21 protein-coding genes and 1 pseudogene are annotated in these 26157 nt (G+C 44.2%); 10 read left to right on the top strand and 12 right to left on the bottom strand.

Annotation, left to right across the window (positions count from 1 at the left end; all coding sequences use genetic code 11):
* The 7 genes from ABYB02_RS05255 to ABYB02_RS05225 all read left to right on the top strand — a co-directional run.
* On the top strand, window positions 1-729 hold a 729-nt coding region (locus ABYB02_RS05255), incomplete at its 5' end, for an FAD-dependent oxidoreductase (RefSeq protein ID WP_372761408.1).
* Window position 730: 1 nt separating this feature from the next.
* Entirely contained in the window at window positions 731-1579 is an 849-nt protein-coding gene (locus tag ABYB02_RS05250) for a DUF547 domain-containing protein (protein ID WP_372761407.1), read from the top strand.
* Window positions 1566-2864: an ABC transporter substrate-binding protein gene (locus ABYB02_RS05245; RefSeq protein ID WP_372761406.1), complete on the top strand. Its 1299-nt coding sequence runs from the start codon at window positions 1566-1568 to the stop codon at window positions 2862-2864. The genes ABYB02_RS05250 and ABYB02_RS05245 overlap by 14 nt, the downstream gene beginning before the upstream one ends.
* Window positions 2861-4618 (top strand): ABC transporter permease, encoded by a 1758-nt coding sequence (locus ABYB02_RS05240; RefSeq protein WP_372761405.1) that lies wholly within the window; start codon window positions 2861-2863, stop codon window positions 4616-4618. The genes ABYB02_RS05245 and ABYB02_RS05240 overlap by 4 nt, the downstream gene beginning before the upstream one ends.
* Window positions 4619-4640: 22 nt before the next feature.
* Window positions 4641-5270, top strand: coding sequence for an ATP-binding cassette domain-containing protein (locus ABYB02_RS05235; protein ID WP_372761404.1), 630 nt, complete (start codon window positions 4641-4643; stop codon window positions 5268-5270).
* 39 nt (window positions 5271-5309) lie between these two features.
* Window positions 5310-5954: a CDP-alcohol phosphatidyltransferase family protein gene (locus ABYB02_RS05230; RefSeq protein WP_372761403.1), complete on the top strand. Its 645-nt coding sequence runs from the start codon at window positions 5310-5312 to the stop codon at window positions 5952-5954.
* Entirely contained in the window at window positions 5947-6735 is a 789-nt protein-coding gene (locus tag ABYB02_RS05225; protein ID WP_372761402.1) for a sterol desaturase family protein, read from the top strand. The genes ABYB02_RS05230 and ABYB02_RS05225 overlap by 8 nt, the downstream gene beginning before the upstream one ends.
* Window positions 6736-6936: 201 nt before the next feature.
* On the opposite strand, the gene ABYB02_RS05220 is transcribed toward ABYB02_RS05225, so the two are convergent.
* Both ABYB02_RS05220 and ABYB02_RS05215 read right to left on the bottom strand, forming a co-directional pair.
* Window positions 6937-7266, bottom strand: coding sequence for a hypothetical protein (locus ABYB02_RS05220; RefSeq protein ID WP_372761401.1), 330 nt, complete (start codon window positions 7264-7266; stop codon window positions 6937-6939).
* A gap of 364 nt (window positions 7267-7630) precedes the next feature.
* On the bottom strand, window positions 7631-8632 hold the full coding sequence (locus tag ABYB02_RS05215; protein WP_372761400.1) for a transposase: 1002 nt from the start codon (window positions 8630-8632) through the stop codon (window positions 7631-7633).
* Between the two features lie 484 nt (window positions 8633-9116).
* On the opposite strand from ABYB02_RS05215, the gene ABYB02_RS05210 reads away from it, so the two are divergent.
* Both ABYB02_RS05210 and ABYB02_RS05205 read left to right on the top strand, forming a co-directional pair.
* A complete protein-coding gene (locus ABYB02_RS05210) occupies window positions 9117-11768 on the top strand; it encodes a family 16 glycosylhydrolase (protein WP_372761399.1) in 2652 nt (883 codons plus the stop codon).
* 73 nt (window positions 11769-11841) lie between these two features.
* Window positions 11842-14835, top strand: coding sequence for a TonB-dependent receptor (locus tag ABYB02_RS05205; protein WP_372761398.1), 2994 nt, complete (start codon window positions 11842-11844; stop codon window positions 14833-14835).
* Window positions 14836-15108: 273 nt separating this feature from the next.
* On the opposite strand, the gene ABYB02_RS05200 is transcribed toward ABYB02_RS05205, so the two are convergent.
* The 3 genes and pseudogenes from ABYB02_RS05200 to ABYB02_RS05190 form a co-directional block, all read right to left on the bottom strand.
* Window positions 15109-15465, bottom strand: a complete 357-nt coding sequence (locus ABYB02_RS05200; RefSeq protein WP_372761397.1) for an iron chaperone — start codon at window positions 15463-15465, stop codon at window positions 15109-15111.
* Window positions 15466-15506: 41 nt separating this feature from the next.
* Window positions 15507-15665 (bottom strand): annotated as a pseudogene (locus tag ABYB02_RS05195) (peptidase); the annotation flags it as partial.
* A gap of 200 nt (window positions 15666-15865) precedes the next feature.
* Entirely contained in the window at window positions 15866-17386 is a 1521-nt protein-coding gene (locus ABYB02_RS05190; protein ID WP_372761396.1) for an aldehyde dehydrogenase family protein, read from the bottom strand.
* A gap of 184 nt (window positions 17387-17570) precedes the next feature.
* Between ABYB02_RS05190 and ABYB02_RS05185 the strand changes: the two genes are divergently transcribed.
* Window positions 17571-18473 carry an AraC family transcriptional regulator N-terminal domain-containing protein gene (locus tag ABYB02_RS05185; protein ID WP_372761395.1) on the top strand — a complete coding sequence of 301 codons (903 nt, stop codon included), beginning with the start codon at window positions 17571-17573 and terminating at the stop codon, window positions 18471-18473.
* Between the two features lie 94 nt (window positions 18474-18567).
* Here ABYB02_RS05185 and ABYB02_RS05180 read toward each other — a convergent pair whose 3' ends face one another.
* The 7 genes from ABYB02_RS05180 to ABYB02_RS05150 all read right to left on the bottom strand — a co-directional run bounded on the left by ABYB02_RS05180 (window position 18568) and on the right by ABYB02_RS05150 (window position 25697).
* The gene (locus ABYB02_RS05180; protein ID WP_372761394.1) at window positions 18568-19953 is read right to left on the bottom strand and encodes a carbohydrate porin; all 1386 of its coding nucleotides are present in this window, start codon (window positions 19951-19953) and stop codon (window positions 18568-18570) included.
* 590 nt (window positions 19954-20543) lie between these two features.
* Window positions 20544-20939 (bottom strand): hypothetical protein, encoded by a 396-nt coding sequence (locus tag ABYB02_RS05175; RefSeq protein WP_372761393.1) that lies wholly within the window; start codon window positions 20937-20939, stop codon window positions 20544-20546.
* Between the two features lie 18 nt (window positions 20940-20957).
* Complete coding sequence (locus tag ABYB02_RS05170) at window positions 20958-21899, bottom strand: ornithine cyclodeaminase family protein (protein WP_372761392.1); 942 nt, start codon at window positions 21897-21899, stop codon at window positions 20958-20960.
* A 2-nt stretch (window positions 21900-21901) separates the two neighbouring features.
* A complete protein-coding gene (locus tag ABYB02_RS05165) occupies window positions 21902-22987 on the bottom strand; it encodes a M24 family metallopeptidase (protein WP_372761391.1) in 1086 nt (361 codons plus the stop codon).
* Window positions 22984-24033, bottom strand: coding sequence for a proline racemase family protein (locus tag ABYB02_RS05160; RefSeq protein ID WP_372761390.1), 1050 nt, complete (start codon window positions 24031-24033; stop codon window positions 22984-22986). Before ABYB02_RS05160 ends, ABYB02_RS05165 begins: the two co-directional genes overlap by 4 nt.
* Before the next feature lie 426 nt (window positions 24034-24459).
* Complete coding sequence (locus tag ABYB02_RS05155; protein ID WP_372761389.1) at window positions 24460-25128, bottom strand: GntR family transcriptional regulator; 669 nt, start codon at window positions 25126-25128, stop codon at window positions 24460-24462.
* 401 nt (window positions 25129-25529) lie between these two features.
* Window positions 25530-25697, bottom strand: a complete 168-nt coding sequence (locus ABYB02_RS05150; RefSeq protein WP_372761388.1) for a hypothetical protein — start codon at window positions 25695-25697, stop codon at window positions 25530-25532.
* Window positions 25698-26157 lie beyond the last annotated feature (460 nt).

Raw genomic sequence — 26157 nt, 5'->3', positions numbered from 1 at the left:
CGCTGCGAAACACGCGACGGTAAAAAGTACTTAATTGTTAAACATAACGATACCGAAATCGAAATTGCATACGACCAGCTAATATGTGCGGTGGGTCGTAGTGCACGACTAGATGGATATGGCCTGGAGGCGCTTGGCATCGAAACCAATCGCACCATAGTGACTAACGACTACTTAGAAACACTGTACCCTAATATTTTTGCCGCCGGTGACATTGTCGGTCCCTACCAGTTTACGCATGTTGCAGCACACCAAGGCTGGTACGCAGCAGTTAATGGCTTATTTGGTCAATTTAAACGTTTTAAGGTCGATTATCGGGTCATTCCGTGGACTACCTTTATTGATCCCGAAGTAGCTCGTGTTGGTATCAACGAGCAACAAGCTAATGAACAAGGCATCGACTATGAAGTAACCCGTTTTGAATTTGCAGAGCTAGACCGCGCCATTACCGACAGCGCCACAAAAGGCTTTATTAAAGTAATTACCCCCAAAGGCAAAGACAAAATACTGGGTGTGACTGTGGTCGCTGAGCATGCGGGCGATTTAATTGCCGAATTTGTACTGGCCATGAAACACGGTTTGGGGCTTAACAAAATATTAGGCACTATTCACAGCTACCCAACGTGGACCGAAGGCAATAAGTACGCTGCAGGCGAGTGGAAACGCGCACATGCACCTGAAAAGGTGCTTAACATGCTCGAAAAATATCACAACTGGCGTCGCGGTTAATATGGTTACAGCGCCTCAACTTAAAGTGCTTGAGTACACACGGCGGGTGAGTTTAGCTTTAGTAGTCGTCACAGCGCTAAGCAGCTTTTCAAGCCACGCGCAAAACCTGCACTCTGATTGGCATAATTTGCTAAAAAAGCATGTGATCACAATAAATAATGGTCATAGTACCGCTGTTGATTACGCCGCCATAAAACGCGATCATGCACAGCTAAAACACTATTTAGACGCATTAACGGCTGTGACCCAAAGCGAGTTTGACGCGTGGCAAAAGCCTAAGCAACTGGCGTTTTTAATTAATGCGTATAACGCCTTTACTGTTGAGCTAATCGTCTCTAACCTTGCGAATAAAAAATACCACAACCTTAAATCAATCAAAGATTTAGGCAGCTTTTTTAGCTCACCGTGGCGTAAAAAATTTGTGCCCTTACTAGGTAAAACGCGCAGCCTTGATGATATAGAGCACGGGTTAATTAGAGGCAGCGGTAACTATAACGATCCGCGCATTCATTTTGCTGTAAATTGTGCGAGTATTAGCTGCCCTGCGCTACGCGAACAAGCCTATACCGCCAACGAGCTAGAATATCAGTTGCATCAGCAAACGGTACGTTTTTTATCAGATACAACACGTAATTTTGCGCAGGGAAATACGCTAAATATCTCCGCTATATTTAAGTGGTACGGCGATGACTTTGCACAAGGCTTTAATGGGGCAAATACCTTGCAGCAGTTTTTTTTGCAATATAGCGATGCACTTAAACTAATACCCGCTCAGCAAAAAGCGCTTAAAAATGATGACATGAAAGTGAAATTTTTAGACTACAACTGGGATTTAAATGCACGCCAGTAAATACTGGCAAACAGCTGCGCGATACGGTTTTTACTGTGTCGCGTTTTGCGTTTGCTTAATAACAAGCTTAAGTACTTTTGCTAATAACAACACTCAAAATATGAGTAAAGATTTAGCCGCTCGCTGGAAAAATATTGAAACGCTTGGTAATAACCAAAGCGTGTATTTTTACGCCTGGGGTGGCGATGCACAAATAAATGCCTATATTCAATGGGCTGCTAAACAAGTAAAAGCCAAATACAACATTAACTTAGTACACGTGAAATTAAGCGACACCAGTGAAGCAGTAAGCCGTGTACTGGTTGAAAAGTCAGCAAACAACCACGAGCATGGCAGTGTCGACCTTATTTGGATAAACGGCGCTAACTTTGCCACCATGAGCGAGCATTCGTTATTACTAAAACACTGGGCCAATAAGCTACCTAATTTTAGCTATACTGATCCAAGTAATAACCCGGCGGTTAATTTTGACTTTGGTATACCCACAAATGGCATGGAAGCACCATGGGGCCAAGCATCGCTGACTTTTTATTACGACAGCCTTGCAATAAATGGCACTGCAGGTAACACACTACCCACAACATTAAAGCAATTACTGAGCTGGAGCACACACAACCCGGGGCGCTTTAGTTATCCCAAGCCGCCTGATTTTTTAGGCATGAGTTTTTTAAAATACGCCTTAGTAGTACTGCATCAGCAAAGTAGTGAAAGCATTAAAGCGCAGTTAAACCAAGCGGCTACTGCTAACAACACAGCAGAAGTGTTAACCCCACTGTGGAATTTTTTAAATAAGCTACACCCAACCCTCTGGCGCGGTGGCACTCACTTTATGCAAAGTGGTGCACACATGCGCCGCTTAGTTGACGATACTGAGCTAAGTATTGCTTTTACTTTTTCTGCCCCCGAAGTCCCCGCAGCCGTTAAACGCTACGATTTACCGCCAAGCATTCGCAGCTATGCCATGGCTGACGGCAGTTTAAGCAACACCCACTTTGTAGCCATTCCTTACAACGCGAGCCACCCACACAGTGCCCAGTTAGTGGCTAACTTTTTACTGAGCCCAGAAGCACAAGCGCATAAACAAAAAGCCGCTGTATGGGGCGATAAAACCGTGCTTATACAAGCTACCTTATCCCCTCAGCAACAAGCCTTATTTAAAGCCGCACACCCTCACCCAAGCGCGCTGCCTTTTAACAGTATTAAGCATACCATTAGTGAGCCACACCCAAGCTGGGTTAACGCGATAATGCAAGGGTGGCACGCGCGATATGGGGTAAGCCGATGAGTATAGTCCCGGCTAAAAAAACAGCGTTGAACACCCCACAGCCAGTGCGCTATAAACCCGAGTTGTTTACCCGTATTGTCAGGCACAGCCCACGTTTTTTATTAGTATTACTGCTGCTTCCCGTATTGGGCGGCTTAATAAGTGTGCTCCTTCCTGCGTTTGGCTATGCCCCCGTACTGGCACAAAGCACGTTTAACCTGCAGGGATTTACTGCCTTGTGGCATACACCCGGCCTGAGTCAAATGGTGATGTTAAGCGTGGCATCGGGGTTAGTCAGCACCTTGCTGGCGTTTATTATTACCTTAATGATTTTAGCCGCGTTTTTTAATAGCCCGTGGCTTAATCGCATTCAGCGTGTACTTAGCCCCATTTTAGTGATACCCCACGCAGCAGCCGCCATTGCGGTGGGCTTTTTAATTGCGCCCTCGGGTATGTTTGCGCGGTTAATTTCGCCTTGGTTTACTGGCTGGGAGCTCGCGCCTAACGGACTATTTCCACACGACTCTTATGGAATCAGTATCATTTTAGGGTTAACCGTTAAAGAACTGCCGTTTTTATTATTAATGGCGCTGGGCGTATTAGCCCAACCCGAATTTGGCAAAAAATTACGCCAACAGCACCAAGTGGCGGTTAACTTGGGCTATTGCCCAATGACGGCTTTTTTTAAAGTAGTTTTTCCAAGCCTTTACCCGTTATTACGTTTACCATTGTTTGCGGTACTAGCCTATGCCAGTGCCAGTGTGGAAATGCCACTGATTTTAGGACCTAATACTCCGCCTACGCTGGCTGTTGCCATTATGCATTGGTTTACTGATGTTGATTTAAACCTACGTATTAAAGCTTCTGCCGGGGCAGTATTGCAATTTGCACTCACCGCGACCTTGTTATTGCTTTGGCTGGGCGGTGAAAAAGTACTAAAAGCCGTATTAACTGACTCGCTCAGTAACGGTAAACGTAGCTATAGTGACAGCTACTGGCACACCATATCGGTGATACTCACCAGCTTGGTTATTTGCTTTATTGCCCTTGCACTTGTGGGGTTAGTGATGTGGTCGATTGCGGGTTTTTGGCGTTTTCCAGCAGCAATACCCGAGCAGTTTACGCTGTTACACTTTAACCGTGCCTTTTCGCAATTGCTCACGCCTCTGCTCAATACTCTAGTAATAGGTATTATCGCAAGCTTATTCGCCATAATCCTTACGTTAATGTGTTTAGAAGCGGAGCAATTAACTGATAAAGCAATGTCGCGTTTTACCCATTTAATTATTTACTTACCCTTGCTAGTGCCCAGTATCGCCTTTTTGTTTGGTCTGGTATGGTTACAACAGTTAGTGAACCAGCAAGCGGCTTTTTTTAATGTGATAGCAACTCACGTACTGTTTGTGTTGCCTTATGTATTTTTATCGCTTGCTAGCAGTTACCGCCGTTTAGATCCGCGCTTTACTCGGGTAGCAGCCAGTTTAGGGGCAGCGCCGCACACCGTGTTTTTTAAAGTGAAACTACCACAATTATTTGCCCCTATTTTAATTGCCGCGGCGCTCGGCTTAGCAATTAGTTTTGGCCAATACTTACCAACCCTATTAGCAGGCGGTGGGCGCATAGCAACCATTACAACCGAAGCGGTTACCCTTGCCAATGGCGCCAGCAGGCGGACCAGCGCGGTGTATGCCATGCTGCAAATGGCATTGCCGCTGCTAGGTTTTATACTGGCGTGGGGTTTACCTAAGTATTTTTATAACAGTGCGCGTCGTTAATCCATAAATTAAAAGGTTTCTAATGCAGTCAACTTTAGAGGTTAAAAATTGCCAACTATTTCGTCAAAATGAACACTTGCTAAGCTTAAACGAGCACGTAAACGGCGGTGAAATTCTTACCCTGATGGGTCCTTCCGGTAGTGGTAAATCAAGTTTATTAAATTGGCTGACGGGGTCGCTTCCTAAAGGCTTTGATGCCCAAGGGGAAGTGTGGCTTAATGGCAATAATATAACTAACTTACCCCCGCATTTACGTCATATTGGGGTGTTATATCAAGATGCTTTGCTCTTTTCGCATTTAACCGTGGCAGGTAATATTGCCTTTGCGATGCCGCAGGGCAATAAACAGCAGCGCAATGAAAAAATAGCGCACGCGCTGGAGCAAGTCGGATTAAAGGGGATCGATAATCGCCACCCCGATAACTTGTCTGGCGGGCAGCAAGCACGCGTCGCATTATTACGCCTGTTACTGAGCGAACCAAAAGCGGTTTTACTCGACGAGCCGTTTAGCAAACTTGACACGCAACTGCGCTGTGATATTCGCGAGTTGGTGTTTAAGCAAATACGCGAGCATCAATTACCCGCAATTATGGTTACTCACGACATCAGTGATGCCGAGGCCGCCAACGGTAAGGTTGTCACCTTAGATTAATTATAAAGAAGCGGCATGTAAGCGCACAAGGTAACACGTATGTTAGATAAATATATCACTCCAGTAATAACCCCGCTGTTAACGCCCGCAGTCGCTGCACTGTATAAACGCGGAGTAACGCCCGATCAGCTCACGGTGATTGGTTTTTTAATCGGTTTATTAGCCGTGCCGCTTATCGCCTTGCAAATTTGGGATGGCGCACTCGTTGCCATTGTTTTAAATCGTATTTTTGATGGCCTAGATGGCGCCTTGGCACGCCATGCAAATTTAAGCTCAAGCGCCGGCGGTTTTTTAGATATCACCCTCGACTTTTTATTTTACGCGGCCATTCCGCTGGGGTTTATTTTGGCAAACCCCGAACAAAACGCCATTGCCGGCGCTATATTACTCGCTGCATTTATTGGCACGGGTTCAAGCTTTTTAGCTTTTGCCATCGCCGCTGAAAAGTTTAATCTCACCAAACCGCAATTTAAATACAAAAGCTTTTACTACCTAAATGGCTTAACCGAAGGTACCGAAACCATAGCGCTATTTATTGCTTTTTGTATTTGGCCACAGCACTTTGCCATGATGGCAACGCTATTTGCGATTGCCTGTGCTATCACCATATTTACCCGCATCCATGGTGGCTATCACACGCTAAAACAGCAAGCAACAAATGAGTGTAGAGCGGATCATGACTAACGAACTTTGGTGGCGACTGGGCTGCTTTTTTAGTATTTTAATTATAATGATGCTACTCGAGTGGCAACATCCTGCACGCCAATCACCGATTAACACTCGCAAGCGTTGGCTGGCTAATTTTGGTTTAGTGTTCGTTTCATCCGTGGTTGCGCGTTTAACCATACCGCTTGGTCTAACCGCCGTCGCACTGTATAACCAACAACACGGGATTGGCTTGTTTAACCAACTCGCCACGCCTAGCTTAGTGGCCATTGTGCTGAGCTTATTGTTACTAGATATAATTATTTACTGGCAGCACCGACTGTTTCATGCAGTGCCACTGTTATGGCGCTTACACCGCGTGCATCACGCCGACGCACATATAGATGCCAGCACTGGGTTACGCTTTCACCCCATTGAAATTGTGTTAAGTATTGTAATAAAGCTGCTTGCAGTGAGTGCTTTGGGTGTTCCCGCTATTGCGATACTCATTTTTGAAATTGCGTTAAATGGTTTAGCGCTGTTTAACCACGCCAATATTCGCCTGCCTAATGCCATTGAAAAACCACTGCGGTTAATACTGGTTACGCAAATGCTGCATCGTATTCACCACAGCCAAATACCAAGCGAAACGAATTCTAATTTTGGTTTTAGTGTCACTTGGTGGGATAAACTATTCGGCAGTTATAAAGGGACAGCCACAAAAGCCGATCCCGAGCTAAATATAGGATTAGTTGAATACCCAGACGCTAAGCAAAACGCCTCATTATTGGGAGTACTTACCATGCCATTTAGAAAGTAATATTCAGCCATGATATGAAACCTGAATATATTAAAGGACAGGCATAAATCATATTAAAGGACACGCATAAGTTTTTTGATCATAGAAGCACTATTATGGGACAGACATATTATGGAAGCCCTACAATATTACTTTGAATAGGCTTGTAAACATTCGACAAGTTAGTAGTAACGGCAGTTAAGTGATGTGCTTGGCGCCTAATTACAAACTGCCCCGCCAAAAATCTAAATCGATGGCACCAAACCACCTAGCATACCAATTATATAATAATGCTTCGAGCAATCCGAAAATATACCCAAGCAGTGCAAATATTATTGGCATTCCAACGAGTGCACCAAAAGCCAAAAAAGTCCCTAAGCTGAGGCCATGCGAAGCAAATAACGTTGAAGACAAAAGCTCAGCAGACACTAACAAATCAATAACCAGCCCTGCAAAGGCATAAAGTGCCCCTATAACCACACCCAGCAAAGCAGCAAATACCGCCTGAAATTTGGCAAAAGCAAAAACTTTTACTCTATGGCATTTTGCCATACACACCTTCCAGCAACAGCGTAACCTGTGAGATCACGTGTATTAATTAAATGCCATATATAAACAATAGATTAACTCCTGCTTAGCAGCCATTATTAGCACGCTTTAAGTATAAAATGGACAGGCATAAATTATATTTAGCCTTAACTTTTGCTTTAGAAAAGAGCAATGCGAAAATAGCATAACTAACAATTTTTTTGCCCATTTTGTGTATGGGAATGTTTTATAAGTAAATTCTACCTAGACCGAGTTAAAACCCAATGTGACGCTTGTTACAGATACTACGTAATTGCCCGTTTTTAGATTTTAAGCGTATCTCTTTTAGCGTTTTGCTATGTGTGCTTAAACGGTGTTTAAGCGCGAATTAGCCTGCACCTTTGTACCATTTCACATCATTTTTAGCTGCATGGTGCTTCAAGCATTGCTGTGTACCCGCAAAATTTGAGTATAGATGCCTAAAGCGTTGAATTGACTCTAACCACTGGGCTTCTTCTATATTTAGCCTACTCAGTATTGAGGGAGCTGCTTTACTTAAATGCCCTTTTTTGCTTCGATTTAACTGCCTACCACTCCAGTCAACTAACTGTAAATAATCAAGTAGCGCAAACGGGATTGTGTGTGCAAGTTCATGTTCATAAAGCGTCATTAACTGTATGGGCTGAAGAGGTAAATTCTCACTTTTGTTCTTGGTTACGTAAGTTGCTTGGGATTCCTCGTTTTGAGCTGCTTTAAAATGAGTAATCCGCTCTTGAATTGAAGTAAAGTCACTTTCCTCAATACTATTTGCAGCTTTTGCTCTAATAGGATTTAAATCAACGTAAGCCATACAACTCAATACAGACTGTTGATCTAACAATGCTTGAGATTTATAACGACCTTCCCAGTATTTTCCTGTGCAATTATCTTCTTTATTCGCTTTACGAGCGATATATTCATTAAGGCTTTTCATATACCAGCTAATATCGTAAAGCCTCGCTCGCCATTGAGCAATTATTCCGTCACGCTGAGATAGAGTTACCCTATCTAACTGCTTACCCTTGTTAAGTCTATTCACCACAACATGACCGCTATAAAGCTTTTGCCAACGTGCTATTACCTCATCGTCACTCCATGCAAGGGCTTCTCGGCGATTTACTTTTACAACAAGATGATAGTGATTACTCATAATAGCGTAAGCGGCAATATCAATGGCAAATACACTACTTAACAGCTTGATACGCTTAACTAGCCAGTCTCTACGATGGTCAAAATTTTGACCTGTATATTTATCATCACCACACAAAAAAGCCCGCCTTACACAGCGTGCGATTAAGTGATAGTAAGATGTTGCTGCCAAATCAATCAAACTCTTTCTTGCTCTAGTCATAGAAGTGCACCGTTACATTGCTGTATATAATAACAGTAGTTCATGATATGTATTTTACAAACTAGCCGCAGCAAGCCAATTTATGCCTGTCCCATTAATGGTTGTTAATATTTTAGGGAGTTTATACCTATCCTTCTATCCCCTAAATAGAGTTTTTGCCTGTCCGATTATAAGTTTTAAAATTTGCATCGATTAATGGCTGTCCCTTATAAATGCTTATAAATGCAGTGTTGTTTAACGGCTTTGGTGAAGCAAAGGCCGATATTTTTTGTGCTCGTAAAACGAATTAATTTATTATTTTCCCAATTTTTGCCACGTTAAATATCCTTCTTACACCACTCTAAAAGTAAATATTTAGTTAATAATTTAAATGTTATGTTGACTAACCTTGCGTTGAACTCTATATTTGTAAGCGCTTACATGAATGAAAATTGCACTTATATTTTATATTTTGCTACTTATCAGTTAACACTGGGGTTCAGTTATGACCATTAGAACTACGTATACCACACGCTTATTGGCTGCTATATCATTAGCGTCTTTGGCTGGCTGTGGTGGCGATGCAGCTACCACCAAAACAGATATTGAGAAAGTTAATCCTACTGAGCCCGTTTCTGACTGGCGTATGGTATGGAGTGATGAATTTGATACAACCTCTATCGACACCAATAAATGGAACTTTGAAGTAAATTGCGCTGGTGGCGGGAATAACGAAAAACAGTGCTATACCGACAGTGGTCAAAACGCATTTATAGAAGGTGGCGTATTAAACATAGTGGCACTCCCCGCCGCTGAAGGGGCTGAAAAGCCCTATACATCTGCGCGTTTAAATACCCGTTACAATGCAGATTTCACTTATGGGCGCTTTGAAATACGCGCTAAATTGCCAGCAGGTCAAGGCAGTTGGCCGGCGTTTTGGATGATGCCCACAGATGAAGAGTATGGTACTTGGCCACGTTCTGGCGAAATTGATATTTTAGAAGCGGTAAACCTAAAAACGGTAGCTGATGATGGCACCGTTGAGTCAACTATTTACGGCACCTTACACTATGGCCGCGAATGGCCAAATAATTCCAATACCGGTAAGGCGTATACTTTCCCTGCAGACATGAACCCCGCCGATGACTTCCACACCTATGCCATTGAATGGCAAGAAGGCGAAATTCGTTGGTACGTTGATGGTTATCTATATGCTACTCAACGTCGCTCTGAAGTACTTTATAACTCTAAAGGTGAAGCGGTAGGCTTAAAACATAAAGGCTGGTTTGCTGAGTATTTTCAGCAAGGGAGTGGTGAATTAACCACACATTGGGATACGGCCCCATATGATAAAGACTTTTACCTTATTTTAAATCATGCCGTGGGGGGAGATTGGCCGGAAAATGTAAATAACTTAGGTATCGATGAAACTGCATTTGCATCAGGGCAACGTTTTGAAATTGACTACGTGCGGGTTTACGAATGCGCCTCAGACCCTAAAACCGGTAAAGGCTGTGAAACAATACGCCCAGGTTACGATAGCCTAGATGACGCTCTTGTTGAAGGTGCAGCGCCAGTGCCAAAGCCACCTAGTGCGGGTGTTGCAGCAAACCTTGATATTTTTGATGGCAGCTTAAATGCCAACTGGATTGCCTGGGATTGTTGTGGTGGCACAACACCTGCTGTTATAAATGATGCCGATAAAGGCGACGTGGTTCAATTTAATATTAATGATAACAACGGAACCGTGCTGGGTTTTTCTACTCGTGGAGGCCATTTTCCCGATGACTTTACGGGCACATCGAGCCCATTTGATGCATCACCATTAGTTGAATTAAATGGTCGCTTATCGTTTCAAATGAAAGTGGTTACTCCCCCCACATCAGCGACTACCTGGCTGTTAAAAGCAGAAGCCGGTGATGGCGGTCCAAATACCGGTGATGTGCCGTTAACGTTAAGTAATGAAGGCGCTGCTCCCGCTGTGGGTCAATGGCAAAGCTACACTTTCCCACTGGCTTTATTACAAGAAAAAGGCCTTGATTTAAGTGCTATTGATGTATTAATGGTGTTTCCAGCATGGCAAACCGGTGCTGGCGCAGAGTATTTAATCACCAATGTCGCGATTGAAGGCGACCTACCTAACGTCGACCTTTTCACTGATGGACAAAATTTAGACTGGCCGATGTGGAATTGTTGCGGCGGCTCAACCCCAGTAGAAGTAATGGATGACGAAGTACATGGGCTAACTGCAGAATTTAGCATTGGTGCCGAGCCTACGGTAATAGGTTTTAATACCCGCACATCGGCAGGTGGTAGTGGCACCCCCTTTGATGCAACGAGCATTTTAGCCGGTGGTGTACTGCAGTTTGACTTAAAAGTAATTTCTCCACCCAATAACCCTGAATCAAGCTGGTTAATGAAAATAGAGTCAAATGGAGGCGACACCGCCGTTGAATTGCCATTAACGAATGTCGGTGACGCGCCAGTAACCGCTGAATGGCAGACATATACCTTCAAACTTGCTGATTTAGCCGCTGAGGGCTTAGATGTGAGCGCTATCGATGTCGTGATGATCTTCCCAGCATGGGGCACAGGTGAAGGCGCGGTTTACCGTATTGATAATGCCAAAATATACACACCTGAAGCTAATCAAGAAATTACACTGTTTGATGAGAGCGTCGCGGCTCAATGGAGCATGTGGGATTGTTGTGCCGGTAGCACCCCTACTATAGCAGTGGATGACAGTGAGCATAATAACGTAATTGAGTTTATGGTTGGCTCTGAAGGTAGTGGAGAAACAGTACTGGGTATTAAAGCGGACGATGGCGTCTCTTTTGATGCTTCAGCACTTGTAGGCAGCGGCGTTGTTAAATTTGATATGAAAGTTGTGTCGGCGCCGACTAACGCAAACGCAGAGTGGTTATTTAAAATTGAATCATCAGGTGCAACCTCTGCCGTGCAGCTCCCCCTTTCGTCGAGTGTAGAAGGCCAATCCGTTGCTACTGGGCAGTGGCAAACCTATACCTTTACAGTGCAATCACTTTTAGATGCAGGGCTAGATGTCAGCGATATCAATGTCGTGATGGTTTTTGCATCGTGGGGACAAAGCCAAGGCGCGGTTTATAGGATTGATAATATGATGATCACTAATCCGTAACACAAATTGCCACTAACGGGTTGCTGCTGTAGTGCAGCAATCTTTGTAAAAAATTTGATAAAGCAGAGCTATTATGAACACATTAAATTTTAAAAAAAGCCAACTCGCGGTTTCTGTGTCAGTTGTCATTGCTGCAAGCACATTCAACTTGGCTTATGCGGCGCAAGAAAATACTGCCGAGTCTGAACTAGAAGTCATTGAAGTAAAAGGTATTCGCGGTTCACTCATTCGTTCTATGGATGTAAAACGTGATGCATCAGGTGTAGTGGATGCCATTTCAGCCGAAGAAATGGGGAAGTTTCCAGACACTAACCTCGCTGAATCACTGCAGCGCATTACCGGTGTATCAGTCAGCCGTGCTAACGGTGAAGGTAGCCAAATTACTGTACGTGGCTTTGGCCCGTCTTTTAACCTAGTAACGCTTAACGGCCGTCAAATGGCGGGCACCGGCTTTACGCGTTCATTTAACTTTGAAAACCTTTCCTCTGAAGGGGTCAGTTCGCTTGAGGTGATGAAAACCGCGCGTGCCGACACCCCCACCGGTGGGTTAGGTGCAACAGTTAACATCGTCACTACCAAACCACTGCAAAAGCCCGGTGAGCGGTTTTCTTTTATGGCGAAAGGCATTCACGATACCTCAGTAGCTGAAGGTGATACGATAACCCCTGAAATTGCTGGTATTTATAGCAATACCTTTGATGATGATAGATTTGGTTTCTCGGCAAACTTTTCCTACCATCGTCGTGACTTTCAACGCCAAGCTGCCAATGTGCGCTCATGGTTAGTCAACCCAAATTTATCGGTTGATGCGGAAAATATTATCGATAATCGCCCAATGGACGCCGATGGCAACCCTGCACAGCAATTTTTTGATCCCAATGCCGGAGACAATGGTGAATTTGTGTCGGCCGCATTTTTTCCTCAAGAAATCAGCTTTGCAAAAGACGATATTCAGCGCGAGCGCCTTAATGCGCAAGCAACGTTGCAGTTTGCGCCAAGCGATAATTTAACCTTCACACTGGATCATACTATTTCACAAGCCACCACGGGCAATAACTCGTTATCTTGGGGTATTTGGAATGGTTCATTTGGTGGTAATGGCAACGCTTATGAGCTGGATGAAAATGGCACGGCTATTTATTACAACTCAGCAGGCGATGATGCTTCATTTACCGCTTTTCGAGAAACGTCTGAAGTTGACTCAAAAGCCACCGGTATCAATGTTGAATGGTTAGCTACCGACAACCTTAGCTTTAATTTTGATGCCCATACCTCAAAAACGACCACAGATAATGGTAAAGATCCGGGGCTTAACGCGAACGCGCGTATTATTTTAGGCTCGGCTGATATCAAAACGAAAGAATACTTTTTCCGTGAAGGTGATGTACCGGGTTTCAATGTAAATTGGAACAATGGCACGCAAGAAGTTAACCCCAATCAAATTGGTTCAAACTTCAGTATTTTTACGCGCACCCCCGGCGAGTCTGAAGTATCGCAAGTGCAATTATATGGTAAATTATTTACCTACACCGATATTGGTCTAGAAACCGTGAAGTTTGGTGCGGCGTATACCAAACAAACCCTCAGTGGCTGGGGCGGCTCTAATAACGCCAATGCCCCTGGTTTTAACAATGGCACTTTTGCGGAGATTTTCCCAGACGCCATGTTTGAACGGGTTGATTTAAGTGGCTTCCTAGATGAGTTTTCATTTGGTCCTAATGGGGTAGCCCCCGGTTATGCTTACACATTTGATCTTGATGAAGCCTTCGCAAGGCAAAGTGCTTACCTTACTGAAGATGTAATCGGCAGCGACGTATACCAAATTGGTAGTTTTGACGGTTTTCCCGTTAATAAAGTAGAAGAAGAAACCATAAGTGTGTACCTTTCTAGCAACTGGGTATTTGACGTTAAAGACTACGAAGTATTGGTAAATTTAGGTCTGCGCTATGAAGAAACCGATATTATTAGCCCAGCAAAAAGCCGAGTAGCGCAGCAAGTTTACTGGGCCGGTGGCTCAGAATGGCTCACCCAGTTTGCCAGTGATGGTGAGTTGGTTGAAGTTGACTATCAAGGCCAATACGATTTACTGCTACCCATGCTCGATATTAAAGTAAACCTTACCGATGATTTAGTAACTAGGGCATCGTGGGGGCAAACCATCACCCGACCTACTTTGGGGGATATGTTAGGCAACTTAAGCTTAACGCCATCGCCTAAATTAAATTCACGCAGTGGTAGCCGCGGTAATCCAAACTTAGAGCCGTTTAAATCGACCAATTTAGATTTAAGTATTGAGTACTATTACAGCGAAGGTAGTTACGCCGCTGTGGGGTTATTTTGGAAAGACGTAGACAACTGGATTGACAACACCCAAGTAAAAACAAGCTATGATGGCTTACATGATGTGTATTTAGGTCAGCGCTGGAATAACGCCGTTGCCGCAATAGAAGGCCGTGGCGAGCAAGCAACCGATTCTGCTATTTACAATGAAATTGTTGCTAATGGCGTCGGTATTGGTGAAAACAACCGCGTTTTACCCGATCCCGCAACGGATCCATTAATTGAATGGACCATTAACTCACCTGAAAACGTCGGCTCACGTAAAGTAAATGGGGTAGAAGTGGCGATCCAGCATTTATTTGGTGAATCAGGTTTTGGCGCGGGCTTTAATGCCACCGTAGTTGACGGTGATGTAGAATACGATAACTATTACCTTGCTTCTCAAGCGGTATTGGCAGGCTTAAGTGACTCTGCCAACTTACAAGGCTTTTATGAAAAAGATGGGCTATCGGTGAAAATAACCGGTGCGTGGCGCGATGAGTACTTAATTGCTCAAGGCCTACCCGATTCAGGTGCTTCAGCGCCACCACAATACGCAAAAGAGTATCTGCAGTGGGATATAAGCGTTAATTACGAAATTAATGCAAGCACCACGGTATTTTTTGAAGGGGTTAACTTAACCAATGAAACCGAGCGTTCATTTAGCCGTTTCGAAAGCCAATTCTTAAGTGCCGCTCAATACGGTCCAAGGTATGCAATAGGCTTTAGATACGCCATGGGCAATTAATAACGCTGTATGCATAAACGCTTTAATACAGCGTAAACCGTGCAAGCCGCTCCGTGAGCGGCTTTTTTATGCTGGTAAAAACAGGATCGTAAATTAAAGTCTAAACAGCGTATCTATGCCTGTCCTATTATTTTTCTACTGTTATTTTTGTGTCTTTTTTGTGCCTGTCCTAATATTTATTTTCTCCGTGAGCGGCTTTTATATTCAGGTAAAAGCATGATCGTAAATTAAAGTCTAAACAGCGTATCTATGCCTGTCCTAATATTTATTGTTTTACAAACCCAGTTCTTCGCGTGAGGTGGTCGCGAGTTTTTTCAGCAACTCATCTGGAATCGGCTTACGCACAGAAAAAGTTACACCCGTTTTGCTAGCCTTGAGTCCGGCAGCGGTAATAGCGTCTGCATGGGCTGTAATAGCCCCTTTACTAACATAAATGCCGCATTGTTTACTAAACGCGGCATAGCCCACAATAATCGATTTTCCAAATCCAAACCCGGGCATATCGTATGCAATAAGCTCCTCTGCGTCAGGAAGCACTTGAGTAAGTTGTATGTGAAGTTGGCGCAACAGCGGCTGCAAATCTAGCGGCGCTGCTGCAATATAGGCATCATGGTCGACAAATTTTGTCATAACTAATGTATCCTTAAAAAATCGTTATTTAATGAACGCTTTTATAACTGCTTTATTTTTTCTAATAGCAAATCAGTGGTCCAATCCAGTTCGTTGTACGCTATGTCTGGTTTATAGTAATCGCCCTTCCCTCGGACTCTGTTTACGTACACTTTATTGGGCACAATCACTTTACCTAAACCTGAAGGTAAATCCACCAAGCTTTTTAATAATCTAGCAAACACGGTAAAATTTTGCAGTTGCCTATAACCCTAGCAGTGAATCAAGCTAGTTTTGCGGTATTTATCAAACAGCGACAACCAACCCTGTGTAATGTATACCATCAAACAGATTTGCCCTTAATGTAAAAAGCGCTACAACAATGCAGCGCTTTCATTACTTAGCTTGGTTGGAAGTAAAGTTAAAAAAAGCCGAGAGGATCTTCGCTGTAGCTCACTAATAAGTTTTTAGTTTGTTGGTAATGGCCAAGCGCAAGTTTGTGGTTTTCGCGGCCAATGCCTGACTTTTTATAACCACCAAATGCGGCGTGGGCGGGATACATGTGGTAACAGTTGGTCCACACTCGGCCTGCTTCAATTTTACGCCCCATGCGATACGCTTGGTTCATATTGCGGCTCCATACACCGGCACCTAAACCAAATTCAGAACTATTAGCCAGTGCTAACGCTTCGGCTTCGTCTTTAAAGGTCGACATAGAAATAACCGGGCCAAAAATCTCTTCTTGAAACACCCGCATATCATTGGTGCCTTTTAATAGCGTGGGTTGAATATAATAGCCGCCATTCAGTTCATCGCTGAGCTGTTCAACGTTCCCTCCAGTGAGGACTTCGGCGCCTTCTTGTTTGCCAATTTCAATGTAGCTTAAAATTTTGTCGAACTGCGCTTTAGACGCTTGTGCCCCCACCATAGTGTCGGTATCAAGTGGATTACCGCGTTTTATTTGTGCGGTACGCTGTAAAATGCGTTCAATAAATTGCTCGTAAATATCTTCTTGAATAAACAATCGCGATGGGCAAGTACACACTTCACCTTGGTTAAAGTAGGCCAGTATGGCGCCTTCTATCGCTTTAGATAAAAACGCATCGTCTTTGTCCATTACATCACTAAAGAAGATGTTAGGTGACTTACCACCCAGCTCCACCGTTGAAGGAATAATATTTTCCGCGGCACATTTTAAAATATGCGAGCCGACCGGGGTAGAGCCGGTAAAGGCAATTTTCGCAATGCGGGGATTAGTCGCCAGTGCTTCACCGGCTTCTTTACCAAAGCCATTCACCACATTGAGTACACCGGCTGGTAGTAAGTCGCCTATCACTTCCATCAGTACTAAAATTGAGGCGGGCGTTTGCTCTGCCGGTTTGAGTATTACACAGTTGCCCGCAGCCAGTGCCGGAGCGAGTTTCCATGCGGCCATTAACAGTGGAAAGTTCCACGGAATAATTTGCCCAACCACACCTAACGGCTCATTAAAGTGATACGCTACCGTGGTTTCATCTATTTCGCTAATGCCACCTTCTTGCGAACGTAGGCAACCTGCAAAATAGCGAAAATGATCCGCCGCAAGCGGAATGTCGGCGGCTAAAGTTTCTCGAATTGCTTTGCCGTTATCCCAGGTTTCGGCAACCGCAAGTAACTCTACATTTTGCTCAATTCGATCGGCTATTTTTAATAATATATTACTGCGGTCGGTAACCGACGTACTGCCCCACTGTGCTTTTACAGCATGGGCTTTATCAAGCGCCAGTTCAATATCGTCTTTATCAGAGCGCGCTACTTTACAAAATACTTTGCCATTCACTGGGCTAATATTTTCAAAATACTGGCCGTTTACCGGTTTAACCCATTGCCCGCCAATGTAATTTTCGTACTGCGTTTTAAAGGTAATTAGGGCATCTTTTTCGCCTGGATTTGCATAAATCATCGTTACACTCTCTTGTTGTTATAAGCTAAAAGTCGAACTATTAAATAAGCCTGATTGCTTTATATTTAACCAACCGCTGTTTTATAATTAATCAGCATTGATTGACATTAGACTATCAAACGCTTAAAAGCATGTATGGTTGTCCACAAAAGTTGTCTGTGAGTCCAGTTTGAAAGGGATTAAAATGCATACACCGCAGTTAAATAAGCATCGTCAGCAATTAAATGTGCTGATTGAAAATAAAGTCACCTTTGCTGCTGATAACAGCGAGCTCAGTATTTACGACACCTACCAAAATGCACAAAAAGTGGCGCTGCACTCTAACGAGTTACTGTTTTGCGCTATGCTCAGTGGCAAAAAGGTCATGCATGTAGCCAGCTGCCAGTACCATAAAGCGTTTTTACCCCACGAATCGTTTGTATTAGCACCTAAACAAGGGGTACTCATTGACTTTCCTCAGGCGTCTTTAAACGCGCCAACCAGTTGTTTGGCCATTGAAATAAGCACCGAAAAAATTAATCAAGTCGCTGATGCGCTAAATATTGAGCAACGCTTTGCCAATGACGCATTATTTGCGTATGTGCCTGAACTCGTACATAGCCAACATAATCGCCAAACACAGCAATTATTGCAGCGAATGGTGCAGTTGTTCAGTGAACCAGACGAGCAACGCAGCTACCTAATAGATCTGTCGTTAAATGAACTTATTACCCGTTTATTGCAACAGCAAAGTCGCGATTTATTACTTAAACATAGTCGTAAGCTGCAGCTAACAACACCGGTACAAAATGCGTTGCTGTATATAGAAGAGCACCTAAGTGAGGCGTTGGATATAGAAAAACTGTGTAAAATTGCTTGCATGAGCCGCAGTAAATTTTATCAGCAATTTAAACTGGCGTTTGGCACCAGTCCGGCGCTGTGGCAACAACAGCTGCGGCTAAAAAAAGCCTATAGCCTATTACAGCAAGGACGCGCAGTGAGCCAAGTATGTTATGAGCTGGGTTTTAATTGCCCCAGCCACTTTAGCCGCCTATTTAAACACGCCTTTGGCGCGCCCCCAACAAGTATAGCCAAACAGCGGCATTAGTATTCGTGGTTATTACGAAGTGGCAGTCGTTCCATAGCGACGGGCTACGAAACGACTGCTATTACCACGTTTGCGTGGTTATTAATACGCTGTATTAGAACCACACCTCAACTTGCGCGCCTGCCACCAGTGCACTTTCATCGCCTTGATGACCCGCAACACTTAACTCTGATTGCTGTCCGGCTGCTTGGTTCCAGTCAAAATTACTTAAGTAAAAGCGTAACGACGGACGCGACCAGTACTGCGTAGAGTCGGCGGTTGCCTGCAGCGCTAGCGCATATTTCATCAGTGTTTGCTCATCGTTTTCAATGCCATTGGTTTTCGTTTGATAAGCGTTGTAACCCACTTCGCCCAACACACTCCAATGCGGCGAAATTGCGTAATGTGGACGCACCCCTGCACTTTTAAGCGTATGGTAATCAGACGATTTTTCGTACATGACCAGGTAATCAATTTTGAACTTTTTGCTAATGTCGATTAGGCCATTGTTAAAAACACGAAAGCCGCTGGCGCTACTATCGGCTGCATAATCAAAACTACCGCCATCGGTCCCTGCACTACCGGGGTTTAGCGCCATAGCGCCAGTGCCATATTGAAACACTGTTTTTTGTACAACCATACCCAATTGCTTTTGCCATTGCACAGTAAACGTTCTGCCATCGCTAAGTCCCGCTTCATTAATGGCATCATTTACAAATAAGTTTTGCAGTGCAAAGACCACTTTCCCCGCATCGCCTACATCCATTTCATAGCGCACATCGGCCATAAAGTTTTGGTAATTAGTCTCTGCTGTGGCTTTATTACCAGTAAGCTCGCCTTCGCCACCATAAGAAATAGCTGCCACATGCAGTGTATCGGTGTCATTGACGCGAATATCGGTCACACCCACACCGTTACCCGAGCTTTGCGCATGTTTATAATCGAGAATATGCACGCTACCTAACGCCTGATCGTAATAATATCTGCGGCCTATCCACAACGTGCCATTATCAAGCAAGTTATCGGTTTCAACATAAAGCTGCCTTGAGCGTCTTGACCACGGCTCCGTTGCCGTGGGATCGCGTGAATCACCGGCAAAGTCCATCATAAATACGGCTTTAAAATTAACCCCATTTAGCTGCTGCGTTTTCGCCAGTTGAAACTCACTATAGTCTCTGCATTCGTTACCTAAGCGGTAATATACGCCGTCATTTTTAGGGTAATTGAGTGAGTAGCATGAGCCACTATTTTTACTGCCACCACCTATTATGGCCTGTGTCCCCGAGCGAAAATAACCACTAAATTCGAACCCTGTGGTTGACGCTTGTTTCGCTTTAGCATCGGCTTGTGCTTGCATTTCGTTATTAATTAGCTGTTTAACGTATTGAATATCTTCATCCGATAAACCCGTGGGGCGCTCGACGGCTTGAACGCTAATACTGGTAGCGCACAGCATTGAAAGTAGTAATAAAGGGGAGTTAACTCGTGTGTTATATTTCATGTTTACCATTGTCATTGTGGGGTTAGTGCCGAAGTACTTAAACGTGTGTTAAAAAAGGTAATAAAATGCAGTTACCACTCAGCTGAGCATCCCGTATTGCTATCAATAGTAACTAAACAGTTGCTGTGAACGCACAGCGACTATTACAACACGCAACACCACGGGTATTACGCTAATAATGAAACTGCAATGACACGCAACAAATGAGGGAGCTCAGAGATAATGAGAGGCAGGATTCTATCCAACCACTGGGGGTGATTCAATGCTGAAAATGGCAGTTTTATAAGACTTTAGTATAATAAAAACGATTGATTAACAATAAAAAACAACCATATAAACTACTAAACACACTGGGTTAACAAGCACTAACTTAATAGCAAAAAAACGCACTAAGCAACCCTATGCAGCGTGACTACAAAAGCTAAATGTCTCATGCTCAAAGGTAAGTAAAATAGGCCACCAGCAAGGTCTTCGTAATGGCTAGCAATTAGCAGGCTAATGGCCGTTAACAGCGGATAGGCTGCGCATGCGCTGTATTGTGAGCGCATGCGAGCCATTAGTGCGGTAAGTTTGTGTTCGCCGAGCTTAAACTACAGTGTATTAAAATAGCCAAAAGCACATAAGCCAATACCCGCTAACAGCCATACTAATCCATAGTTATGCCAAAGCAGCACATTATTATAGACGTGTTGTGGGTTATTTTTGTCGACCAATAAGGTGCATTGCTTACCTTGTTTAAAACGAGCAAACATTTTTTCGCGGTATTCAATCAGTACACTGTGTATTTGGCCATCAAAGCGAAAGCTCACCAGCATGGTAGGCTGGTGGATCATCTCTGGTGCGGTAATTTGGTTGTTGGCCACTGCCGTTATTTGCTCTACATTACACACTCGCCAGTGGCGTTTACTCACTTTACACTTTAACCACCGTACCATCGGTAACAAACCAATGACGATAAATAACACTCCCAACCATAACAGCACCATACACCCACCTTTGTTTTTTTATTTTATTGTTTGGTAAACTAAATACGCGGCGATTAAATCGCTAAGCGCAGTACCGACTGATTTAAATACTGTTATTTCCTGTTCATTAAGACGAGCAGGTTTATTTTGTTTAGCTAAATCGGCCAATTCTGCACACACCTGGTGTTCACTAAATACACCTTCTTGTATCGGTAATAATAGCTCACCCGCTTCATTTAATACATTGGTTTTACTATCAACAAAGACCCGACTGCGGGTAATTGTACTGCTATCACATTCACGCTGCGCGCTGTGATGATTGCCAATTAAATCGACATGGGTGCCAGGCGTTAGCCACCGGCCATCGAACAAGGGAGTGGGGCTGCCGGTGGCACAACTTATCACATCGGCACGGCTGATCACGGCCTCAGTACTTTCGCCAATGCTGATTTGTACCTGTGGAAAGTGTTTTTGCAATGTGGTTTGCAATGCAGCCACTTTATGTTGATTACGCGCAATCAGCGTTATGCGTTTGAAATTACGCACCGCAAGATGGGCTCGCACCATGTATTCGGCTAAATTGCCGCTGCCAAAAAACACTAAATGCTCACTGTTTTCACGCGATAAATAGCGACTCGCTAACGCCGATACCGCCGCGGTACGCCACAACGTAATCCGCGTGCCATCAACTAAGGCCAATGGCTCGCCATGCGCTCGCGAAAACAGCATAATTTTAGAATACAATGACTGATACCCTGCTTGGCTATTCTCGGGAAAATAACTAAACGCTTTAACGCCAATTACATCTTGATTCCATGCTGGTAGCACCGCAAAAGCATCATGATTATTGACCTCACTATTAAGCTGATAAACATTGCGCTTTGGCATGCCAAAATGTTGCGCAAAACCTTGCTGCATCGCCGTTAGTAAAGACTCAAAACTCAAGACATTATCAACCTGGGTTGCATCTATAATGTGCATAATTAACGCTCCAATTGAAAAGGTTTAGGGGCGTGGGTCAAAATTTCATAGCCCTGTGGGGTAATAACAATATCGTCTTCGAGGCGCACACCACCAAACTCTGGAATATAAATTCCCGGCTCTATGGTGATCACATTACCGACCGTTAATTGATGAGTACAATATTGATTAATAAACGGCTGTTCATGTAAAAACAACCCTAAACCGTGACCCAGCCCAGGCCCCGCCCATTGTCCGTACCCTGAACTATCGAGCACTTGCTGTGACGCATTTTGCAGCTCAATACACGCCACGCCTGGTGTTAATAAATCGAGAGCCGCTTGTTGCGCCGCAGCAACAGCATGATAAATATCAGCTTGTTTTGTTGATGCCTCTCCCAGTACATAACTACGGGTCATATCAGAGCGGTAGCCATTAATTACCGCACCAAAGTCTAGGGTAATAAAATCCCCCTGTTTCAGCTGCCTATCACTTGGACTGCCGTGAGGGAGTGAGGTACGCTCGCCAAACATTAAAATAGTGGCAAACGACATGCCCTCAGAGCCCAACTTTTGCATGCGGTATTCTAGCTCTAACGCTAACTCCCGTTCGCTCACTCCTGCTTTAAAGTACGGCAGGGTTTGTGCTAATGCCTTATCGGCGATGGCTGCGGCAGCTTTTATTTGTGCAAGCTCCCAGCTATTTTTTACCATACGCTGCTGCTCAACCAGCCCGGTAATCGCTTGTAACCTATGCATCGATAAGTCACTCGCTACCTGGTGCCACAGCGAAACATTAATAAACGCGGCATCAAAACCGAGCTGCGAATTTGCGGCTAAAAAGCGATTAATACACTGCCCTAAGCTTTCATTATCGCGGTCACGGCTGATCACTTCAAAGCCATGACACTCGGCTTGGGCGCGCTCAAAGTAGCGATAATCGGTGATCAATAATTGCAATTGTGGAGTGATCAAGGCATAGGCCGCATTACCACTAAACCCCGTTAAATAACGAATATTTTCATGGCCTAATACTAACAATGCATCAAGCTCTGCTGCTGCCATGGCGGCCTTAATTGCTTGCTGACGGTCACTAAAGTGGTTACTCATCTAAATATAAATCCTTGTTGTAGCGGATCCGCGGGATCAATTATGAAACGATGGGTGCCGGTAACATAAGCAGTCCCACTGACTCGCGGCACCGTTGCCGTGTAGCCTGAAAACGGGTATTGCTGCTGTAGCTCAACACTAAATACAGAACCTAAAATACTCTCAATGTTAACTTGTTGGCCAATTTTCAGCTCACCTTTAGCAAACGCAAGCGCTGCACGGGCACTTACACCAGTGCCGGTTGGGCTGCGATCTAATTCACCTGCTGCAAAAATACAAACATGACGGCTAAATGCGTCATGGTTACTTAATTGCGTATTAGAGTAAAAAATAACGCCATATAAAAACCCTAATGCGTCATCGACTGGGTGCGTCGGTTGATATTGGCGGGCTACTTGCGCTTTAATAGCTTTACCTAAGGTAATAATTTTGTCGTGGTTATTCGGGGTTAGCTGTAAGTCGATGCTATCGGCATCAACAAATGCGTAATACGCGCCACCAAAGGCAATATCACAGCTTATATGGCCATACTTAGGCACTGTGATCTGCAGCGCAAGCCGGTCAACAAAGCTGGCAACATTATCAAAGCAAACCTGCGTTAACTGATTATTTTTTAATGTGAGGTAGGCCTTAATCAACCCTGCTGGGGTGTCAATGCGCAGCTCATTTATACCTTCATTAAACTTCGTGACGGCACACTCTTTAGCTGCAGTGGCCAAGGCAATAATGGCGTGACCACACATAGTGCTATAGCCTTCATTGTGTAAAAACAACACGCCAAAATGGCTCTCTGCGCGCTCCGGCTCAGTGATCAAGGCACCATACATATCGGCATGCCCACGTGGTTCAAACATTAATGCTTGTCTTAAATGATCAAACCGCGCTAAACAATCGGCACGTTTTTCAAGCATAGTATGCCCCGCTAATTGCGCAAAACCATCCACAATTATTCGCAGCGGCTCTCCTCCTGTGTGCATATCTAGAGTGTCTATTTGCAGCCAGTTATTATTGGCTTGCTGCCAGTGGGAAAATAAATTGTGCATCATCACTCGCTCCTTTTATGGTATTTAACATACCCCGATCAGCGTTTGTGCAATATAAATGTTGAGCAGCGAACTGCTCAACATTTAGGCTGTTACTGTATGGTGATTTACCAAAGTAACCTAACGGGGAGAAAGTAAAATTAATACTTGCCTCTCACGGTAACGAATATGCACCGTGTCAGCCTAACGCGCTTTAATGATTGCAACGATGACGGCGCGCTCAAATGTTTGATACGAAAAATATACACCTTTTACATATTGTATACAATATTAAATATAATTAATTTTATGCGCTGGTCATGTTAATTAACAATACGTTAATCGAAGAAATAATGCATAGCAGGTTATAGAGGGGAATAAAATGGGTCGTCTAAGGAAATGCTTAACACACTGATATGGCACGGCAAGCATGCCATATCAGTGCAGAGATTAACGCTGCTCGTGTTCGATTTTGATCAGCAACTTTTTAATGTCGTTTTTCGCTTCCACGATGTGCTTTTTTAAAAAGTCACAGGCTTTACGGGTTTTCTTGGTACGACACAGTTCAAGCAAGGTGCGATGCTCTTCCGGTGCTGTGGTTAAGCCCCCGGCGAGTAAAATATGCATGCGCACATAACGCTCTGAATTTTTGCAATACATATCTACCAGTTCACGGGTTTGCGGACGCTCGGCACGACTGTATAGCTTGGCATGAAAGCGGCTATTTAAATCGCCGGTGGCACTGTGCGTATCACCTGCGTTCATTGCGGTTTCTAATTGCGATAAAATGTGCTCGGCTTCAGCTAAATCTTGTTCGCTTAAATGCGCAATTGAATGGCTTAATAGCTCTGCTTCAAGCAAGGCGCGTAAATCAAAAATTTCGTCTATTTGTGCTGCTGAAAGTTGTGTGGCTGTCGCCCCTTTATGTGCTTCAAAGTGCACTAAACCTTCGGCTTCAAGTTGTAACAACGCTTCGCGAACCGGAATGCGGCTGACATTTAATTCACTGGCAAGCGCCGCTTGGCGTAATGGTTCACCGCCTTTAATTTCACCGGTGAGGATCTTTTCCCTAATTGCTTCTGCAACAAGTTGGGTACGGGTTTTATGCTCAATAGCCATGGTGATCCTTAAAGATTGCATTTAGCATACATTATACTCAAATATCCTGCTATGCCAAGTTGCAATCTCGCTAAGCCTTTAGTGTATATATAATTTAGGGACAAGCTCACTGCTTGCCCCTGCTCAATAACACGAACACCGATAGCAGATTGGTCGCAAAAATCGTAACATTGCATGTGCTCCTACAAAGCTACTGCGCACATAGGGTGAACTTGGAAGTGGTTCGTTATGGTGCATTGACGCACACACTTCAAGCTGCCGCTAATTAATTTTCAATTCACCGCCCCACTTTATATTGCCGTGCTTCTTTTAGCGCTGCGGCGTTCGCCATATTGGCATCGGTAGCATCAATGCTCGCAGCAAATTGGCCGTCGAGTTGGTTGCTCAATACAACGCACTTCCTAGGTTACTAAATTATCACAGCCTGTTGCTATTAACCACAGCTCTGGGCTGCTACAAAACTGTCCACGGCCCTGCAACATGGCTTGACACAAGGCGCTAGCAATGGCGGCACTGTGTTTAAGCGCTTGTTGCGGCATCACAATTTGCGGGTTAATACTGCCCAGCAATAAAGCTTTGTGCTGTAAATGTCATACACTGCTCCTGATTAAATTACTTGAAACCTAAGGGCATAAGGGTCGCTGTCAACGGTGATACTGCTACTACCGCTTACCCTGACCAGCCGCGGATGCTGGGTAACAGGCCGCTCTGCCCGCCACTTCGCTAAGTGGTTCAACACCGCCAATAAACTGGCTGCCAATGTCGCTTTCAGGCACACACGCTTGCCCTTGTGCCAGCTTGCCTTACTAAATAGCTGCCCCTACGCGCACTTATGCCTGTCCCATAGTGCACAATAGTGTGCTCTGATCCCGAGGGTTATCGGCAACTGCAGATAAATTTTAAAATAGATAGCCGTTTATTTTTATCTCAGCCTTGCCGAAAGTATTTTAACTGATACAATCAATTTGTATAATGTATACAATACTTGTTTATAAGAGGAATAATAATGCAAACAAACAGTAAAGATTG

Origin of the sequence: Pseudoalteromonas sp. (genome assembly GCF_041613455.1) — a bacterium.
Classification (GTDB): Bacteria; Pseudomonadota; Gammaproteobacteria; order Enterobacterales; family Alteromonadaceae; genus Pseudoalteromonas.
Note: the sequence above shows the minus strand (reverse complement) of the source record. Positions and strands in the feature narration are given on the sequence as shown.

Excerpts from the sequence above, each read along its gene's own strand:
- ABYB02_RS05220 (WP_372761401.1), bottom strand. The coding sequence starts at position 7,266 with ATGGCAAAATGCCATAGAGTAAAAGTTTTTGCTTTTGCCAAATTTCAG.
- ABYB02_RS05155 (WP_372761389.1), bottom strand. The coding sequence starts at position 25,128 with ATGGCTATTGAGCATAAAACCCGTACCCAACTTGTTGCAGAAGCAATT.
- ABYB02_RS05185 (WP_372761395.1), top strand. The coding sequence starts at position 17,571 with ATGCATACACCGCAGTTAAATAAGCATCGTCAGCAATTAAATGTGCTG.
- ABYB02_RS05205 (WP_372761398.1), top strand. The coding sequence starts at position 11,842 with ATGAACACATTAAATTTTAAAAAAAGCCAACTCGCGGTTTCTGTGTCA.
- ABYB02_RS05165 (WP_372761391.1), bottom strand. The coding sequence starts at position 22,987 with ATGAGTAACCACTTTAGTGACCGTCAGCAAGCAATTAAGGCCGCCATG.
- ABYB02_RS05215 (WP_372761400.1), bottom strand. The coding sequence starts at position 8,632 with ATGACTAGAGCAAGAAAGAGTTTGATTGATTTGGCAGCAACATCTTAC.
- ABYB02_RS05170 (WP_372761392.1), bottom strand. The coding sequence starts at position 21,899 with ATGCACATTATAGATGCAACCCAGGTTGATAATGTCTTGAGTTTTGAG.
- ABYB02_RS05210 (WP_372761399.1), top strand. The coding sequence starts at position 9,117 with ATGACCATTAGAACTACGTATACCACACGCTTATTGGCTGCTATATCA.
- ABYB02_RS05225 (WP_372761402.1), top strand. The coding sequence starts at position 5,947 with ATGACTAACGAACTTTGGTGGCGACTGGGCTGCTTTTTTAGTATTTTA.
- ABYB02_RS05200 (WP_372761397.1), bottom strand. The coding sequence starts at position 15,465 with ATGACAAAATTTGTCGACCATGATGCCTATATTGCAGCAGCGCCGCTA.
- ABYB02_RS05245 (WP_372761406.1), top strand. The coding sequence starts at position 1,566 with ATGCACGCCAGTAAATACTGGCAAACAGCTGCGCGATACGGTTTTTAC.
- ABYB02_RS05190 (WP_372761396.1), bottom strand. The coding sequence starts at position 17,386 with ATGATTTATGCAAATCCAGGCGAAAAAGATGCCCTAATTACCTTTAAA.
- ABYB02_RS05240 (WP_372761405.1), top strand. The coding sequence starts at position 2,861 with ATGAGTATAGTCCCGGCTAAAAAAACAGCGTTGAACACCCCACAGCCA.
- ABYB02_RS05230 (WP_372761403.1), top strand. The coding sequence starts at position 5,310 with ATGTTAGATAAATATATCACTCCAGTAATAACCCCGCTGTTAACGCCC.
- ABYB02_RS05250 (WP_372761407.1), top strand. The coding sequence starts at position 731 with ATGGTTACAGCGCCTCAACTTAAAGTGCTTGAGTACACACGGCGGGTG.
- ABYB02_RS05235 (WP_372761404.1), top strand. The coding sequence starts at position 4,641 with ATGCAGTCAACTTTAGAGGTTAAAAATTGCCAACTATTTCGTCAAAAT.
- ABYB02_RS05180 (WP_372761394.1), bottom strand. The coding sequence starts at position 19,953 with ATGAAATATAACACACGAGTTAACTCCCCTTTATTACTACTTTCAATG.
- ABYB02_RS05160 (WP_372761390.1), bottom strand. The coding sequence starts at position 24,033 with ATGATGCACAATTTATTTTCCCACTGGCAGCAAGCCAATAATAACTGG.
- ABYB02_RS05175 (WP_372761393.1), bottom strand. The coding sequence starts at position 20,939 with ATGGTGCTGTTATGGTTGGGAGTGTTATTTATCGTCATTGGTTTGTTA.